Origin of the sequence: Micromonospora peucetia, from assembly GCF_900091625.1 — a bacterium.
Classification (GTDB): Bacteria; Actinomycetota; Actinomycetes; order Mycobacteriales; family Micromonosporaceae; genus Micromonospora; species Micromonospora peucetia.
Map to the genome: position 1 here is coordinate 3134968 of NZ_FMIC01000002.1, position 16633 is coordinate 3151600.

Consider the following 16633-nt stretch of genomic DNA (forward strand, 5'->3'; position numbering starts at 1 on the left):
CGCGTGACCATCGACTCCGACCCGATCCCCGTCACCCTCCGCTGGGCGGCCCGGTTGCTGCGGGCCGAGGCGGTCGGTGTGGGGCTGGTCGCCGCGTGGCTGGTCTGGGCCGATCTCACCGCCGCCACCACCGACGTCACGTCGGCGTTGCTGGTGACCGCGTTCGCGATCGGCGCGGCGGCGGCCCTCTGGGCGCTGGGCGGCGCGCTGACGCGCCGGAAGGCGGGAGCCAGGGCCCCGGCGATCGTGCTCCAGCTCATGCTGCTGCCGATCGGGTGGTTCATGATCCAGGGCGGGGTGGCGTGGCTCGGCGTACCGCTGATGGCGCTCGGCCTCGGTGTGACCGCACTGCTGGTCAGCACCCCCACCACCCGGGCCCTCGGCTTCGAGTGACGCCCCGCCGGCACCGACCCGACCGGCGCGGTGCGGGCGGGCGGTCAGTAGCCGGAGGCGCGACGGGTGAGCAGCGAGATGGTGGCCCGACCGTCGGTGGCCGTCGCGGCCGCCGACGTGGTCAGCGCGGTGAGCACCTTCCAGGCGAAGGACGACTCGGCGGGAAGCGTGGCACCGCGGACGGTCGGCACCGTCACCTCGACGGTGAGCGCGTCCTCGGTGACCGCGAAGCGGCAGTCGAGCTCCGCGTCGCGGGTGGCGATGGCGAGCAGCATCGCGCACGCCTCGTCGACGGCGATGCGTAGGTCCTCGATCTCGTCGAGGGCGAACTGCAGCCGTGCCGCGAGCCCCGCGGTGGCGGTACGTAGCACCCCGAGGTAGCCCCCGTCCGCAGGCACGGTGAGGTGCACGACATCGTCGTCGGTCATCGGCTGTCCGGTCAGTTGAGTCACCACTCATCCCCCCGGTCGGGGACTCTACCCGCTCGGCGGTCCGGATGTGTGGGGACCGCCACGTGCCTGTGTGGCGAGGCCGGTCAGGGCGTCCCCGCTGAGCCGGTAGGGGACCCACTCCTTCATCGGCTGGGCGTCGATCGAGGCGTAGAAGCCGGCGGCCGGGTTCCAGTCGAGCATCCACCACTCCAGCCGCTGGTAGCCCCGCTCCACACAGATCGCGGCCAGGGTGGCCAGCAGCGACCGGCCCGCCCCGGTGCCGCGCGCGACCGGGCGGACGTAGAGATCCTCCAGGTAGATGCCGTGCACGCCGGCCCAGGTGGAGAAGTTGAGGAACCAGAGGGCGAACCCGATCGGCTGGTCCTGGCCGTCCACGGCCACGTGGCCGTGCAGCGCCGGCGCCGGGCTACGACTGCTCCAGCCCGGCGCGTCTGACGCCGCGCCGCGACCTGGAGCAGTCGCGAACAGGGCGGCGGTGAGCTGTTCCTCGGTGAGGTGGCACTGGTCGGCGGCGCGTTCGTACTCCGCCAGCTCGTGCACCATGGCGACGACGGCCGGCACGTCCTCGGGACGTGCCGGCCGGATCGACGGACCGGTGAGGGTCACGCCTGCTTGGTCTCCCAGAAGATCTTGGAGATCTCGTCGATCTTCTGGAGCAGCTCGTCGGCCTTGGACGGGTCGGTGCCGCCCTTGGCGCCGGCGGCGCCGGCCAGCTTGGTGGCCTCGTTGAACAGCTGGTGCAGGTGCGGGTACTTCTCGAAGTGGGCCGGCTTGAAGTAGTCGGTCCAGAGCACCCACAGGTGGTGCTTCACCAGTTCGGCGCGCTGCTCCTTGATCAGGATGGCGCGGGTGCGGAACTCGGGGTCGGTGTTGGCCTGGTACTTCTCGCAGATCGCCTTGACCGATTCGGCCTCGATCCGGGCCTGGGCCGGGTCGTAGACGCCGCAGGGCAGGTCGCAGTGGGCGCTGGCGGTCACGCGGGGCGTAAGGATGCGCGGAAGTCGCATCAGGATCCTCCATGGGAAGTTTGCGATGATCCAAGACGACATTACTCCTGGACGCGGTCCGGGGAGGCCGGGTGGAGGGGAAACCGATGGGGGCTGATCACCCGACGGGAGCGCCCCGGCTGCGGTGGCCGCTGACCGCCGTACTGGTGACCGGTCCGTCCATGTCGCCCACGCTGCGGCACGGCGACGCGGTGCTGGTCCGCCCGGGAGACCGGGCCGTGCGCCCCGGCGACGTCGTGGTCGCGGTCTTCCGCAGCCGCCCCGACCTGCTCGTGGTCAAACGCGCGGTCCGGGCCCAGGACGGCGGCTGGTGGCTACGCGGCGACAACGACCTGGTCACCGACGACTCCCGGGCGTACGGGGTGGCTGACGTGCGGGGCCGTGTGGTGGCCCGCTACTGGCCCCGGCCCGCGCGGGTGCGCCCGCGTCGGATATGACCCCGCTCACATCGGCGTGACGGTGGCGACACTATGCTCGAAAGGTGCCCGGGTGACCCCCGCACCGCGTGTCGCCGCTCGGCGCCTCACCTCACCTCGCGTCCGCGCCGGCCGCCCCGTCTGCTCGACAGATCCTGGAGTCACCATGTCATCGTCCACCGTGGACCCCGCTGATCCCGTCTTCCGGCTGCACCGTGGCGGCAAGATGGCCGTCGCCTCGACCGTCCCGCTGACCAGCCGGGAGGACCTCTCCCTCGCGTACACCCCGGGGGTGGCCCGGGTCTGCGAGGCGATCGCCGCCGACCCGACACTCGCCGACGAGTACACCTGGGCGTCGCACACCGTCGCGGTCGTCACCGACGGCTCGGCCGTGCTCGGGCTCGGCAACATCGGCCCGCGCGCGGCGCTGCCGGTGATGGAGGGCAAGGCGGTGCTGTTCAAACAGTTCGCCGGGGTCGACGCGGTACCGGTCTGTCTGGACACCCAGGACGTGGACGAGATCGTGGCCGTGGTGCGCGCGCTGGCGCCGTCGTTCGGTGGGATCAACCTGGAGGACATCAGCGCCCCGCGCTGCTTCGAGGTGGAGCGCCGCCTGGACGAGGCCCTGGACATCCCGGTCTTCCACGACGACCAGCACGGCACGGCGATCGTCGTGCTCGCCGCCCTGCGCAACGCCGCCACGCTGCTCGACCGCAAGCTCGGCGACCTGCGGGTGACGGTCAGCGGCGCCGGCGCGGCCGGGGTCGCGGTGACGAAGATGCTGGTCGCCGGCGGCGTGAACCCCGACCAGGTGGTGGTCTGCGACTCCAAGGGGATCATCGGCCGGCACCGGCTCGAACTGACCGGCGCCAAGGCCGAGCTGGCGGCGAGCACCAACGCCGCCGGTCGCGAGGGCGACATCACCGAGGCGCTGCGCGGGGCGGACGTGCTGATCGGCGTCTCGGGCGGGCAGATCCCGGAGGCGGCCGTCGCCGGCATGGCCCCCGGCGGCATCGTCTTCGCGCTGGCCAACCCGACGCCCGAGGTGCACCCGGAGGTGGCCGCCCGGCACGTGGCCGTCGTCGCCACCGGCCGCAGCGACTACCCCAACCAGATCAACAACGTGCTGGCCTTCCCGGGCGTGTTCCGGGGTGCCCTGGACGCCCGGGCCACCCGGATCACCGAGGGGATGAAGGTCGCCGCCGCCGACGCCATCGCCGGCGTGGTGGCCGAGTCGCTCACCGCCGAGGCGATCGTCCCGTCCCCGCTCGACCCCCGGGTCGCCCCCGCGGTGGCCGAGGCGGTGGCCGAGGCCGCCCGCCGCGACGGCGTCACCCGCTGAAAGCGTGGGGAAGGGCCCTTTCCTGTCGCCCGGGCGACAGGAAAGGGCCCTTCCCCACACCGGTGCCCTTCTTGTCGAGGGCTCGGCTTGTTACCGTGCCGATCATGCGTGCCGCCTTCGTCTCCCGCTTCGACGACGCCAACCCGCTCGCCGCGCTCGCCGTCGGCGAGCAGCCCGAGCCGACCCACCCGGCCGACGACTGGGTGACCGTGCAGGTGCGGGCCAGCTCCCTCAACCACCACGACCTCTGGTCGCTGCGGGGGGTCGGGCTGCGCGCGGAACAGCTGCCGATGATCCTCGGCTGCGACGCTGTCGGGGTGGACCCGGACGGCAACGAGTTCGTCGTCTATCCGGTGATCCCCACCCCGGGCGACCCGCGCGGCATCTCCATCCTCTCGGAGCACTTTCCCGGCACGCTGGCCGAGCGGGTCGCCGTACCCCGGTCGAACCTGCTGCCGCTGCCGGCGGGCCTGGCGGCGGCGGACGCGGCCTGCCTGCCGACCGCCTGGCTGACCGCGTGGCGGATGCTGACCACCGTGGGCCGGGTCGACGGGGCCGACGCCGTGCTGGTCCAGGGTGCCGGCGGCGGCGTGGCCACCGCGGCCGTCGTGCTCGCCGCCGCGATGGGCAAGCGGGTGTACGCGACCAGCCGCGACGCGGCCAAGCGGGAGCGGATCGCCGAGCTGGGCGCCACCGCCGTCGAGCCCGGCGCCCGGCTGCCGGAGCGGGTCGACGTGATCATCGAGACGGTCGGCGCGGCCACCTTCGACCACTCGCTGAAGTCCGCGGCGCCGATGGCCCGGATCGTGGTCTCCGGCGCCACCGCCGGGCACGAGCCGAAGGTCAACCTGCGCCGGGTCTTCGCCATGCAGCTGGAGATCCTGGGCACCTCGATGGGCACCCCCGACGAGCTGGCCGCCCTGCTCGCGTTCTGCGCCGAGCGTGACGTGCGCCCGGTGGTGGACACCGTCGTGCCGTTCAGCGGGGTCGCCGACGCCTTCGCCCGCCTGCACTCCGGCGACGTCTTCGGCAAGGTCGTCGTCGACCACACCGCCTGACACGTCTCGGTCCGCCCCCACCCTCGCCCGCCCGCGGGGCGGATCTTGAGAAGGGCCGGGGGCGCGGGCGGATCTTGCGGAGGCGCCGTGGCGGGGTGGTTCAGAGGCGGTTGTCGAGGGTGGCGATGCCGTCGCGGGCGGCGTCGGTGGGGATGCGGCTCTTGGCGGCCCCGTCGCCGTAGAGCGACCAGCGCAGGAACTCGACCGTGGTGTCCGAGACCACCCGCAGCGCGGCGCCGTCGCTGAGCAGCGCCCGGCCGTGGTCGCCCTTCGGCAGGCTCAGCATCGCCTTCGGCCACGGCACCTTGTCGTAGGCGGCCTTGCCGGCGGCGTACTCGACCACCTCGTCGGCCTCGCCGTGCACGAAGAGCTGCGGGGCCACGGCGCCCGCGAAGGCGGTGCCCACACCGAGCGCCGTGCCGGCGAAGACGACCCCGGCGTCCAGCCGTTCGTCCCGGTTGGCGGTGAACAGGCCGATGGTGGTCACCCCGCCGGCCGAGTGCCCGGCCGCGGCCACCCGGTCGGTGGCCAGCCGGCCGCGCAGCGGGTCGCCGGCCTTCGCGTCGAGGGCGAGCACCTGGGTCAGCACGTACGACACGTCGGCCGGCTGGTTGAGCACGTCGAGCACGTTGCCGTCGCCGCCCTGGGAAGTGTGCGGGAAGGTCGGCGCGGCCACCACGAAGCCGGCCGCCGTCCAGCGGGTCAGCAGCGTCGCGTAGTCGGCCGGTCGTGCGCCCAGCCCGTGGCTGAACATCACCACCGGGAACTTCCCCCCGGCGGCGTCCGCCGACCGCGCGGGCTTGGCACCGGCCTTCCCCGCGGCCGGATACCAGACGGTCACCGGCAGGGGCCGCTTCCCGTCGCGGTTGAGCCTCATCTCGCGTACGCCGACGGCGAAGGCCTTGTCGGGCGCTGTTCCGGCGGGCACCTGTGGCGTCGGGGCGGCGGCCAGCGGTGTCGGGGTAACCGCCTGCGTGGGCGGTGCCGGGGCGGTCACCTGCGGGGCGGTCGCCTGCGGGGCGGGCCCGGCGTCGTCGGAGCAGCCGACCAGACCGACGGTGAGCAGTGCGGTGGCGAGCAGGGCGGAGGCGACACGACGCGGCATGGGACTGATTCTGCCTTCCGCGCGCTCCCGCCCGTCGGCGACCGACGCGGTGCGCTCGTTGCCGCCCGCCCACCCCCGGGGCCCTGCCTCCAAGCTGCCGTACGCCCACCCCCGGGGCCTGCCTGCCTCGCCGCAGCCCTCGGTGTGCCCCAGCCCACGTCCGTTGATCGCCTCTCGCTGACCCCGGTGCGTACGCGCCAGCCCGCGCCAGTGATCCGGCCTCGCCGCCCCCGGTGCGTGCGGGCCAGGCCCGCATCCATGATCGGTTGACGCTGGCCCGGGCGGGACGCGGCCCAAAGCCCGGCGGATCGTCAACCGATCATGAGTGGACCTCGGGGACACCGGTGGCGCGGAGGCGGGTCAGGTCGGCGGCGTCCTTCGCACGCCGGGGCCGGTCCGGCATCCAGACGGGAAACATCTCCTTGAACTCGACCTGGGCGGCCACCGAGATCATCGGGACGGTCAGCGGGCCGATCCGACCGAGCGGGCCGGCCAGCATCCCGTCCGGAAGCGCCGTGCCCGCCCAGGGGCCGGCACCCACCACCACCTGCCCCGCCGAGTTCCGGGCCAGATACGCGACGCTCATCTCGACGTCCTCGCGGACGAGATCGAGCTGCACGTCGACAGGCATCCCGGGATCGGGCCGCCAGCCGTGTCCGCGAAGCAGGCCGGCCAGCCGGTCGGCGTCGGTCCGCCAGCAGTACCAGTCGACGTCGACGTGCGGCCGGGTCACCTCGCCGAGGTGGAAGTCCATCGCCCAGCCGCCCCGCAGCCACACCTCGATGCCGGCCGCCGATGCCAGCCCGGCCAGCTCGGCGATTCCGTCCAGTTGCCGCCCCGCGAGACCTTCCACAGCGGCACCGTAGCCCGCTGGCCGTCCTTCGTGCCATGGCGTTGCTCCGGCGGTCGTCCTCCGTGGCACCCGGTCCGGCCGCGTCGCCCCACTGCGGGCCCGGATCGAACCGCCTTCCTGCGGTGTCCGGGCTTCGGGGGCGGCGGCGGGCGGGGGACGGGTCAGCGGGCGGGGCGGGTCTCGATCGCCGTCACGCCGGGGCGGCTGGCGTTGCCGGGCAGGCGGCGGCCGGCGGCCAGGTCGCCGTAGAGCGTCCAGCGGAGAAAGTCGGTGGTGGTGGCGAGAACCTGGTCGAAGCCCGGCAGCCCCGGGGTCAGGTACTCGCCGTGGCCCTGCCCGAGCAGGCTCAGGAAGTAGGCCGGGCCGGTCGTGCGGTGGTATGCGGCGCGGCCGACCGTCACCGGCACGATCCGGTCCGCCGTCCCGTGTACGAAGAGCAGCGGGGCCGCCGGCCCGGCGAAGCTGCCCGCTGTCCCGCCGCCGGCGATCACGATGCCGGCGCGCAGCCGCCCCGACCGCCCGGAGGTGAACATGCCGGCTGTCGTGAAGCCGCCCGCCGAGTGGCCGGCGGCGGCGAACCGGGCGACGTCGAGGTGCCCGGCGAGCGGGTCTCCGGGCCGGGCGTCGAGGCGCACCAGGTGCCGGATGACCCGCCAGCCGTCGGCTGGCTGGTGGCGTACGTCGGCACGGCTGAACCGGGCTGCGCCGCGTCGGGTGTGCGGGTAGGCCGGGGCGGCCACCACGAACCCGGCGGCGGCCCAGCGGGCGGTCAGCCCGGCGTGCAGCTCGGGCAGGCTGTACAGCCCATGGCTGTAGATCACCACGGGGAACCGCCCGGAGGCCACCGCGCCGCCGTCCGCCGGGTACCAGACGGTCACCGGCAGGGGGCGCGCCGAGGCCGGGTCGACGGTGAACGTGCGTACGCCCACGGCGTAGGCCGCCGCGGGCACCGGACGGGCCGGTGGCGGTGCGCCGGGCGCGGCGGTGGCCGCCGGGGCGCAACCGGCCAGCAGCGTCGTCATCAGTACGGCGACCAGCCGCTTGATCCCCACCGCTCAACGGTAGGTCTCCGGCCGCCCGGATCGTCCCCGCCGTCCGGACCGGACACCCCCGCCACCTGGCCGGATCACCTCCACCGGCCGGCTCGACCTGACCCCGGGCTGCGCGCGGCGGACGGTGGTGCGGATCCGGTTTGGCTAGGGTCACCGCCATGCCTGAGAACCACACCGACCCGAGCGGCAACACAGCGGCGTTCCGCGCCTTCGCCCACACCGTCGAGCCCGAGACGCCGGCCGGCGCGTCCCGGACGCCGCTGCTCGTCGGCGCGGCGGCGGTCGTGGTCGTGCTGGTCGCCCTGCTCGCCTGGCTCGCACTGAGCTGAACGGCGTGCAGCCACCAGGCGACCCGGGGCCGGGCGCGGCCCAGTCGCCGCCCGGTGCGGAGCGTCCGGAGCGCGCCCCGGGGCGGTGGAGAAAGCTCCGCTCCGGTCTTCACAACATCCACCGCGGCAGCGCCGCCCTCGGCCTGGTACTGCTGCTTGCCGGGCTGACGTACGCGGTGGCCATCGGTGCGTACAAGTGGCACCTGCACGCCAAGGCGGAGCGGTTGCGGGCGGACGGCGTCCCGGTCCAGGCCACCGTGACCGACCGGCGTGACAACGTCGGGCGCGGCGGCGGCACCGACACCGTCCAGGTCTGGTACGACTACGAGGGCGTCCAGCACAACGAGCGCATCCTCTGCGGCTCGGCCGGCGGCTGTGTCCACGAACCACCCGAGGTGATGATGCTCTGGGTCGACCCGGAGCGCCCCGGGGAGTTCGTCGCTGCCAACGGCAACACCGACGACTCGGTGTTCTTCCTCAACGCCTGGGGCGGCATCCCGTTCGGGCTGCTGGTCGCCGCGTTGGGCGGGGTGTTCATCTTCGCGGCTCTCGTCCCGACCGGGATGTTCGACGGGCCCGCACCCGCACCACGCCGAAAGGGGCCGGGACGCGACCGGGTCCGGCGTACCCGAGCCGCCCGGCGCCGCGGTAAGGCCCGGCGCTGAGGCCGGCGGCGACCGCACGCCGCCTCGACCAGAAGCGGTGTGAACGTCCGTCGCCAGGGCGGCCTCCGGGCCGGCGTCCGGTAGCCGGCACGGGCGTACCGACCGCCCGTGCCATGCGCGTTTCGGCGTTGCTGTCCACGCGGATCAGCCCGCCCGGCTGGCCGGTCAGCCGGCCGCGTCGACCACCGCGCGGGTCTGGAGGGCGATCTCGCGTTCCTCGTCGGTGCCGACGACGCAGACGGTCACCTCGGCACCCTCCGGCGAGATGACCCGGTCGCCGGTGCCGGCGTTGCGCCCCGGGTCCACGGCGATACCGAGCCGGTCCAGCCCGGCCAGGGCGGCGGCGCGGACCGGCGCGGCGTGCTCGCCGACGCCGGCGGTGAAGGTGACCGCGTCCACCCGGCCGAGCAGGGCGTAGTACGCCCCGACGTAGCCGGTGATCCGCCGGCAGTAGACGTCGAAGGCGAGCGTCGCCGCCGGGTCGCCGTCCGCCCGGCGGGTGAGCACCTCGCGCATGTCGTTGGCGCCGGTCAGCCCGAGCAGCCCGCTGCGGTGGTTGAGCAGGTCGTCGATCTCGTCGACGGAGAGCCCGCCCTCGCGACGCAGGTGGAAGATCACGGTCGGGTCCAGGTCGCCGCTGCGGGTGCCCATCACCAGGCCCTCCAGCGGGGACATCCCCATCGAGGTGGCCACGCTCCGGCCGCCGGCCACCGCGCAGGCGCTCGCGCCGTTGCCGAGGTGCAGGGTGATCGTGTTCACCTCCGCGTACGGGCGGCCGAGCAGTTCGGCGGTGCGCCGCGACACGTACGCGTGCGAGGTGCCGTGGAACCCGTACCGTCGGATGCCGTACCGCTCTGCGGTGTCCCGCTCGATCGCGTAGGTCGCGGCGGCCTCGGGCAGGGTGTGGTGGAACGCGGTGTCGAAGACGGCCACCTGCGGGACCTCCGGCAGCGCCGCCCGGGCGACCTCGATGCCGGCGAGGTTGGCGGGGTTGTGCAGCGGCGCGAGCGGCACCAGGTCGCGGATCGCGGTCAGCACCGCGTCATCGATCAGTACCGGCTCGCCGAACCGCTTCCCGCCGTGCACCACCCGGTGCCCGACGGCGGCCAACCCGCTCAGGTCGAGCCCGCCGAGGATGCCCCGGACGGCCGTCTCGTGGTCGGCCGGCCCGCCGCCGTCCTCGCCGATCCGCTCCACGGTGCCCTTGTCGACCACCCGATCACCGTCGAAGAGCCGGAACTTGACCGACGACGACCCGCAGTTGAGCACGAGGACCCGGTCCGCCGGTCGTTCCTGCGCGGCGTCGCTGGCCGGCGCGGTTGCGCGGTCCGCCGGTCGCTCCCGCACGGGACTGCTGGCCGGCGTGTTCATGACGACTCCTCGGCGGCTGCGGCCTGGATGGCGGTGATCGCCACGGTGTTGACGATGTCCGGCACGGTGGCGCCCCGGGACAGGTCGTTCACCGGCCGGCGCAGGCCCTGCATCACCGGCCCGACGGCCACCGCCCCGGCCGAGCGTTGCACCGCCTTGTACGTGTTGTTGCCGGTGTTCAGGTCCGGGAAGATGAAGACCGTGGCCCGGCCGGCGACCTCGCTGCCGGGCAGCTTGGTCGCCGCCACCGCCGGATCGATGGCCGCGTCGTACTGGATCGGCCCCTCGACGAGCAGGTCGGGCCGGCGCTCGCGGACCAGCTTGGTGGCAGCCGCGACCTTCTCCACGTCGGCGCCCGCCCCCGAGCTGCCGGTGGAGTAGGAGAGCATCGCGACCCGTGGCTCGATGCCGAACCGGGCGGCGGTGTCCGCCGAGGAGATGGCGATGTCGGCGAGCTGGGCGGCGTCCGGGTCGGGGTTGACCGCGCAGTCGCCGTAGACCAGCACCCGGTCGGCGAGCAGCATGAAGAAGACGCTGGAGGCGACCGAGACGCCTGGCACGTTCCGGATGATCTCGAACGCGGGGCGGATGGTGGCGGCGGTGGTGTGGGTCGCGCCGGAGACCATCCCGTCGGCGTGCCCCGTCTGCACCATCAGCGTGCCGAAGTAGTTGGGCTGGGCGACGATGTCGTGGGCCAGTTCGGCGGTGACGCCGCGATGCTTGCGCAGTTCGGCGTACGCGGTGGCGAACTCGTCGCGCCACTCGCTGGTGACCGGGTCGACCACCCGCGCGCCGGTGATGTCGATGCCCAGTTCGCGGGTGCGCCGTGCGATGTCGTCGGGGCGGCCGAGCAGGGTGATGTCGGCGACGCCCCGGCGCAGCAGGATCTCCGTCGCCCGCAGGATCCGTTCCTCCGTCCCCTCGGGCAGCACGAGGTGCCGGCGCCGGGTCCGGGCCCGGTCGATCAGGTCGTACTCGAACATCAGCGGGGTGACCCGCTCGGAGCGGCTGACCCGCAGCCGGCGGGCCAGGTCGTCGGTGTCCACGCAGCGTTCGAACGCGCCGAGCGCGGCCTCCACCTTGCGCGGGTTGGCCGCGCTGGGCCGGCCCTCGATCCGGCTGGACGCGGCCACCGTGTCGTAGCTGTCGCTGGGCACGGAGAGCACCGCGAGCCCCGTGTTGAGCCCCTCGACCAGCCGCATCGCCCGCGGGTCCGGCTGCTCGCCGAGGGTCAGCACCAGCCCGGAGATCGAGACCTGCCCCGCCACGTGCGCGGCGCTCGCCGCCACCATCAGGTCGGCCCGGTCGCCGGGGGTGATCACCAGGGCGCCTTCGGTCAGGTGGTCCAGCAGCGTCGGGACGTGCGCCGCGCCGACCACGTAGTCGAGCACGTCGCGGCTGAGCGCGTCGTCGTCCCCGGCGAGCAGGGTGGCGCCGAGCGCCGCCGCCACCTCGGCCACCGTCGGCGCCGACACGGTCGGCACCTCCGGGATGGCGTACGTGGGGACGGGCAGCTCCGGCAGCGTCATCGGGCCGGGGACCCGGTTGGCGATCACCGCCAGCACCGTCGCCCCGAGGTCCTCCAGATCGTGGTACGCCCCGCGCGCCGCCGCCGCGATCGTCGCCGGCTCCTGCCCGAAGCCGTCGACGACGGGCACCACCACGCTGCCGAACTCGGTGGCCAGCCGGGCGTTGAAGGCCAGCTCGCGGGGACCGGCCCGGTCGCCGCCGTCGGCGAAGTCGCTGCCCACCACGACCACGGCGGGGCAGCGCCGCTCGACCTCCCGGTAGCGTTCGATGATGCTGGTGATCAGCTTCTCCCGCTGGCCGTCGGCGACCAGCGCGGTCGCCTCGGCGTAGCTGGTGCCGCTCAGGTCGGCCAGCGGCAGCTCGATCCGGTAGCGCTCGCTGAGCAGGGCGAGAATCGGGTCAGGCCCGTGCCCGCCGACCAACGGCCGGAACGCGCCGATCCGCTCGACCTGCCGGGACAACAGCTCCGCCAGCCCGAGGGCGACGGTCGACTTCCCGCCGCCGGACCCCACACTGGTCAGGTACACACTCCGCGCCACGCACCCACCCTAGAAGATCGCTGGAAACCCGGCTCGGGTCCTTCGCCCTGTTTCGTTGATCATGAAGTTGTCGTCACGACACGCCGGGGCGGGTGGTGGGAACCTCATGATCAACGGCGCTGGCCGGGTGGGTCTACTCGTCGTCGTCGTCCAGGCGGGCCAGCCAGGTGGCGAAGCGTTCGATCGGGGCTTCGAACTCGGGGTTCAGGTCTACGAAGTCGCGCAGGCGCTCGCCGAGCCACTCCACGCTGACGGACTCCTCGCCGCGCCGCTGCACCAGTTCCTCGATACCACGGTCCGTGAAGTACATGCTGTCGTTCCTCGCTCGTCGGTGTGCGGGGTTGGGTATACGGGGTGCGGGGTGGGGCTGGGTGGGTCTGCGTCGATCGGCGCTGGCCGGGACCGCCCGGGTGCGGGCGGGGCCGGACGTCGATCGGGGCAGAGTCGTCGTGGTGACGGTCCCTGCCCCGGTCGGCGGTGTTGCGGTCAGGTCACGGGCGGGGCAGGGCCGCCTCGATCAGCGCGGTCTGCTCGACCTCGTGCATCTTCGCCGAGCCGACAGCCGGGGCGGCTGCGGCCGGGCGGGAGATCCGGCGCAGCCGGACGTCCTCCAGGTGCTCCAGCAGGTTGAGCGCGACGAACGACCAGGCGCCCTGGTTGGCCGGCTCCTCCTGCACCCAGGCGAAGTCCTCGGCGTTCGGGTACGCCGCCAGGGCGGCCCGGATCTCCTCGACCGGCATCGGGTAGAGCTGCTCGATCCGGATGATCGCGGTGTCGGTGACGCCACGCTCGTTGCGGGCCTGGAACAGGTCGTAGTAGACCTTGCCCGAGCAGAGCAGCACCCGCTTCACCGCCTCCGGCGCCGGGGTGCCCGAGTCGGGCAGCACCGGCTGGAAGGTGCCGGTGGTGAAGTCCTCGACCGGGGAGACGCAGAGCTTGTGCCGCAGCAGCGACTTCGGCGTGAACACCACCAGCGGCTTGCGCTTCGGCGACAGGGCCTGGCGGCGCAGCAGGTGGAAGTAGTTCGCCGGGGTGGTCGGGATGGACACCCGCATGTTGTCCTCGGCGCACATCTGCAGGAACCGCTCCGGGCGGCCGGAGGTGTGGTCCGGGCCCTGACCCTCGTGGCCGTGCGGCAGCAGCAGGGTGACGGCGTTGCGCTGGCCCCACTTCACCTCGCCGGAGGTGATGAACTCGTCGATCACCGACTGGGCGCCGTTGACGAAGTCGCCGAACTGCGCCTCCCAGGCGACCAGCGCGTTGATGTTCTCCACCGAGTAGCCGTACTCGAAGCCCATCGCCGCGTACTCGCTGAGCAGGGAGTCGTGCACGAAGAACCGGGACCGCTCGCCGTCGCCGGTCAGCGACTGCAACGGCAGATGGTCCTGGCCGGTCTCGGCGTCGACCACGGAGGCGTGCCGCTGCACGAAGGTGCCCCGGCGGGAGTCCTGACCGGCGAGCCGGACGGTGATCCCGTCGTGCAGCAGCGAGCCGAACGCGATGATCTCGCCGAAGCCCCAGTCGATGTTGCCCTCGACGGACATCCTGGCCCGCCGGTCGAGCAACTGCTGGATCCGCTTGTGCGGGGTGAAGCCCTCCGGCAGGTTGACGTGCGCCTCGCCGACGGCCTTGACGACGGCGGCGTCGGTGGCGGTCTCGACCTGCGGCTCCGGCTCGTCCGCCCGCTTGGGGCGGCTGAGCTGCCGCGGCGTCGTGGCCGCGTCGCGGGTGGCCTTGAAGACCCGCTCCAGCTGCGACTGGTAGTCGCGGAGCAGCTCCTCCGCGTCCTCGACGGTGATGTCGCCGCGCCCGATCAGCTCCTCGGTGTAGAGCTTCCGGACCGACCGCTTCGAGTCGATGATCTTGTACATCTGGGGGTTGGACATCGAGGGGTCGTCGCCCTCGTTGTGCCCGCGCCGGCGGTAGCAGACCATGTCGATGACGACGTCCTTGTTGAACGCCTGCCGGTATTCGAAGGCCAGCCGGGCGACCCGGACCACGGCCTCGGGGTCGTCGCCGTTGACGTGGAAGATCGGTGCCTGGATCATCCGGGCGACGTCGGTGCTGTAGAGGCTGGAGCGGCTGTACTCCGGGGCGGTGGTGAAGCCGACCTGGTTGTTGACCACGACGTGGACGGTGCCGCCGGTGCGGTAGCCACGCAGTTGCGAGAGGTTGAGCGTCTCGGCGACCACCCCCTGGCCGGCGAAGGCGGCGTCACCGTGCACCGCCAGCGGGAGCACCGTGTAGCCCTCCAGCTTGAGGTCTATCCGGTCCTGCTTGGCCCGGACTATGCCCTCCAGCACCGGGTCGACGGCCTCCAGGTGCGACGGGTTCGCCACCACCGAGACCTTGACCGCGTGGTCGCCGTCGGGCGTGGTGAACTTGCCGTTCTGGCCGAGGTGGTATTTCACGTCGCCGGAGCCCTGGGTGGAGCGCGGGTCCAGGTGCCCCTCGAACTCCGAGAAGATCTTCTCGTACGGCTTGCCGACGATGTTGGCCAGCACGTTGAGCCGGCCGCGGTGGGCCATGCCGATGACGACCTCGTCCAGCCCGCCCTCGGCGGAGGCCTCCAGCACCTCGCCGAGCAGCGGGATCAGCGACTCGCCGCCCTCCAGCGAGAAGCGCTTCTGCCCGACGTACTTGGTCTGCAGGAAGGTCTCGAACGCCTCGGCGGCGTTGAGCCGGTTGAGCACGTGCTTCTGCTCGTCGGGCGACGGCTTCTCGTATCTGCGCTCGATCCGTTCCTGGATCCAGCGCCGCTCCTCCGGGTCCTGGATGTGCATGTACTCGATGCCGACCCGGCGGCAGTACGAGTCGCGCAGCACGCCGAGGACGGCGCGCAGCTTCATCCGCTGCTTGCCGGCGAAGCCGTTGACCGGGAACTCGCGGTCGAGGTCCCAGAGGGTCAGCCCGTGCTGGAGCACGTCCAGGTCGGGGTGCTTGCGGATCTTGAACTCGAGCGGGTCGGTGTCGGCCATCAGGTGACCGCGCACCCGGTACGCGTGGATCAGCTCGTGCACCCGGGCGGTCTTGTTGATCTGGCCCTCGTTGTTGACCGCGACGTCGCGCATCCAGCGCACCGGCTCGTACGGGATGCGCAGCGAGGTGAAGATCTGGTCGTAGAAGCCGTGCTCACCGAGCAGCAGCTCGTGCACGACCTTGAGAAACTCGCCGGACTGGGCACCCTGGATGATCCGGTGGTCGTAGGTGCTGGTCAGGGTGATGACCTTGCTGACGGCCAGCTCGGCCAGGGTGGCCTCGGACATGCCCTGGTAGGGGGCCGGGTATTCCATCGCGCCGACGCCGATGATCGCGCTCTGCCCCTGCATGAGCCGCGGCATCGAGTGCACGGTGCCGATGCCGCCGGGGTTGGTCAGCGAGATCGTGGTGCCGGAGTGGTCGTCCATGGTCAGCTCGTTGCGGCGGGCGCGCCGGACCACGTCCTCGTACGCCTGCCAGAACTGCCGGAAGTCCATCTGCTCGCAGGCCTTGATGGAGGGGACCACCAGGTTGCGGCTGCCGTCGGGCTTGACCAGGTCGATCGCGATGCCCAGGTGGACGTGCTCCGGCCGGACCATGACCGGCTTGCCGTCGACCTCGGCGAAGGAGTTGTTCATCTCCGGGTGGGCGACCAGCGCGCGGACCAGCGCGTACCCGATGAGGTGGGTGAAGCTGACCTTGCCACCACGCCCACGGGTGAGGTGGTTGTTTATCACGATGCGGTTGTCGACCAGCAGCTTGGCCGGGACGGCGCGCACGCTGGTGGCGGTCGGCACGGCCAGCGAGGCGTCCATGTTCTGGACGATCTTCGCCGCCACGCCGCGCAGCGGGGTGGTCTGCGGGCCGGTGGCGGTCGGCTTGGCCGCCGCGGGCTTGGCGGGGGCCGCCTTCGCCGGGGCCGGCTTCGCGGGCGCCGGCTTGGCCGGGGTGGCCTTGGCTGCTGCGGGCTTCTCCGGCCCGGGCTCCGGCTTCTTCTCCGCCGGCTTCGGGGCGGCCGGCTGCGCGACCGTGGTGGCGGCCTCCTGCTGGCCGGCGGGCTCCGCCTCAGCGGTGGGCTTCGGCTCGGCGGTGGGCTTCGGGGCCTGCTCGGCTCCGCGCGGCTTGCCGGCGCCGGGCGCCGGGCGGTAGTCGGCGAAGAAGTCGTGCCAGGCCGAATCGACGCTGGTGGGGTCGGCGAGGTAGCGCTGGTACATCTCCTCGACGATCCACTCGTTCGGACCGAAACCCGCCAGGGGGTTCTCCTGCGAAGTCTGCTGGGTCGACACGGCCGGTAATCGCCTCTTTCACGCGGGTTTGTGTGTCACGCGGTGTCCCGGCGACGCCCAGCCTGCGAGCGCACACGAGACGGCTCCCAGGCTACGCCGTACTGATGCCGCAGGCATTTCCGCCTCCATCGGGTGGCCCGTTTCACAGAAGATGCCAGAAGTTCGCCAAACGCTGCGTGTCCGGTCGACTGCTGGTAGGACCCGGTGGGTGGGTGAGCCCCCGTCGCGACGCGGGCGGGGGTGGTGCCGAGCACCA

At 72.9% G+C, this 16633-nt stretch carries 16 protein-coding genes; 6 read left to right on the forward strand and 10 right to left on the reverse strand.

The genetic code is table 11. The annotated features are described in order from the left end of the window. Positions 1 to 3 precede the first annotated feature (3 nt). A complete protein-coding gene (locus GA0070608_RS14760; protein WP_091628272.1) occupies positions 4 to 393 on the forward strand; it encodes a hypothetical protein in 390 nt (129 codons plus the stop codon). A gap of 44 nt (positions 394 to 437) precedes the next feature. Here GA0070608_RS14760 and GA0070608_RS14765 read toward each other — a convergent pair whose 3' ends face one another. The 3 genes from GA0070608_RS14765 to sodN are packed head-to-tail and all read right to left on the reverse strand — an operon-like array spanning position 438 to position 1852. Next, entirely contained in the window at positions 438 to 845 is a 408-nt protein-coding gene (locus GA0070608_RS14765) for an ATP-binding protein (RefSeq protein ID WP_091628275.1), read from the reverse strand. Between the two features lie 24 nt (positions 846 to 869). Continuing rightward, positions 870 to 1451, reverse strand: coding sequence for a GNAT family N-acetyltransferase (locus GA0070608_RS14770; protein WP_425413231.1), 582 nt, complete (start codon positions 1449 to 1451; stop codon positions 870 to 872). Beyond that, positions 1448 to 1852 (reverse strand): superoxide dismutase, Ni, encoded by a 405-nt coding sequence (sodN, locus tag GA0070608_RS14775; protein WP_091628278.1) that lies wholly within the window; start codon positions 1850 to 1852, stop codon positions 1448 to 1450. The genes GA0070608_RS14770 and sodN overlap by 4 nt, the downstream gene beginning before the upstream one ends. Before the next feature lie 86 nt (positions 1853 to 1938). Here sodN and GA0070608_RS14780 point away from each other — a divergent pair, with 86 nt between their 5' ends. From GA0070608_RS14780 to GA0070608_RS14790, 3 genes are all read left to right on the forward strand, one after another. After that, the gene (locus tag GA0070608_RS14780; RefSeq protein WP_091628280.1) at positions 1939 to 2289 is read left to right on the forward strand and encodes a S24 family peptidase; all 351 of its coding nucleotides are present in this window, start codon (positions 1939 to 1941) and stop codon (positions 2287 to 2289) included. Between the two features lie 145 nt (positions 2290 to 2434). Continuing rightward, complete coding sequence (locus GA0070608_RS14785) at positions 2435 to 3610, forward strand: NAD(P)-dependent malic enzyme (protein ID WP_091628282.1); 1176 nt, start codon at positions 2435 to 2437, stop codon at positions 3608 to 3610. A gap of 95 nt (positions 3611 to 3705) precedes the next feature. Next, the gene (locus GA0070608_RS14790; RefSeq protein WP_176733724.1) at positions 3706 to 4668 is read left to right on the forward strand and encodes a zinc-binding dehydrogenase; all 963 of its coding nucleotides are present in this window, start codon (positions 3706 to 3708) and stop codon (positions 4666 to 4668) included. 100 nt (positions 4669 to 4768) lie between these two features. On the opposite strand, the gene GA0070608_RS14795 is transcribed toward GA0070608_RS14790, so the two are convergent. From GA0070608_RS14795 to GA0070608_RS14805, 3 genes are all read right to left on the reverse strand, one after another. Next, the gene (locus GA0070608_RS14795) at positions 4769 to 5773 is read right to left on the reverse strand and encodes an alpha/beta hydrolase family protein (protein ID WP_091628284.1); all 1005 of its coding nucleotides are present in this window, start codon (positions 5771 to 5773) and stop codon (positions 4769 to 4771) included. Between the two features lie 319 nt (positions 5774 to 6092). Continuing rightward, entirely contained in the window at positions 6093 to 6626 is a 534-nt protein-coding gene (locus GA0070608_RS14800; RefSeq protein ID WP_091628287.1) for a nucleotidyltransferase domain-containing protein, read from the reverse strand. Between the two features lie 161 nt (positions 6627 to 6787). Continuing rightward, positions 6788 to 7648, reverse strand: a complete 861-nt coding sequence (locus GA0070608_RS14805; RefSeq protein ID WP_411970831.1) for an alpha/beta hydrolase family protein — start codon at positions 7646 to 7648, stop codon at positions 6788 to 6790. 188 nt (positions 7649 to 7836) lie between these two features. Between GA0070608_RS14805 and GA0070608_RS32630 the strand changes: the two genes are divergently transcribed. Further along, on the forward strand, positions 7837 to 8007 hold the full coding sequence (locus GA0070608_RS32630; protein WP_176733725.1) for a hypothetical protein: 171 nt from the start codon (positions 7837 to 7839) through the stop codon (positions 8005 to 8007). 5 nt (positions 8008 to 8012) lie between these two features. Further along, positions 8013 to 8672 (forward strand): DUF3592 domain-containing protein, encoded by a 660-nt coding sequence (locus tag GA0070608_RS14810; RefSeq protein WP_091628292.1) that lies wholly within the window; start codon positions 8013 to 8015, stop codon positions 8670 to 8672. Positions 8673 to 8837: 165 nt separating this feature from the next. Here the strand turns inward: GA0070608_RS14810 and GA0070608_RS14815 are convergent, their stop codons facing one another. The 4 genes from GA0070608_RS14815 to GA0070608_RS14830 all read right to left on the reverse strand — a co-directional run bounded on the left by GA0070608_RS14815 (position 8838) and on the right by GA0070608_RS14830 (position 16377). Beyond that, the gene (locus tag GA0070608_RS14815) at positions 8838 to 10043 is read right to left on the reverse strand and encodes an acetate/propionate family kinase (RefSeq protein WP_091628294.1); all 1206 of its coding nucleotides are present in this window, start codon (positions 10041 to 10043) and stop codon (positions 8838 to 8840) included. Next, positions 10040 to 12112 carry a phosphate acetyltransferase gene (gene pta, locus GA0070608_RS14820; protein WP_091628296.1) on the reverse strand — a complete coding sequence of 691 codons (2073 nt, stop codon included), beginning with the start codon at positions 12110 to 12112 and terminating at the stop codon, positions 10040 to 10042. Before pta ends, GA0070608_RS14815 begins: the two co-directional genes overlap by 4 nt. Before the next feature lie 133 nt (positions 12113 to 12245). Then, entirely contained in the window at positions 12246 to 12422 is a 177-nt protein-coding gene (locus GA0070608_RS32635; protein ID WP_091628298.1) for a DUF6104 family protein, read from the reverse strand. Between the two features lie 181 nt (positions 12423 to 12603). Further along, the gene (locus GA0070608_RS14830) at positions 12604 to 16377 is read right to left on the reverse strand and encodes a multifunctional oxoglutarate decarboxylase/oxoglutarate dehydrogenase thiamine pyrophosphate-binding subunit/dihydrolipoyllysine-residue succinyltransferase subunit (protein WP_091628300.1); all 3774 of its coding nucleotides are present in this window, start codon (positions 16375 to 16377) and stop codon (positions 12604 to 12606) included. Between the last annotated feature and the right edge of the window lie 256 nt (positions 16378 to 16633).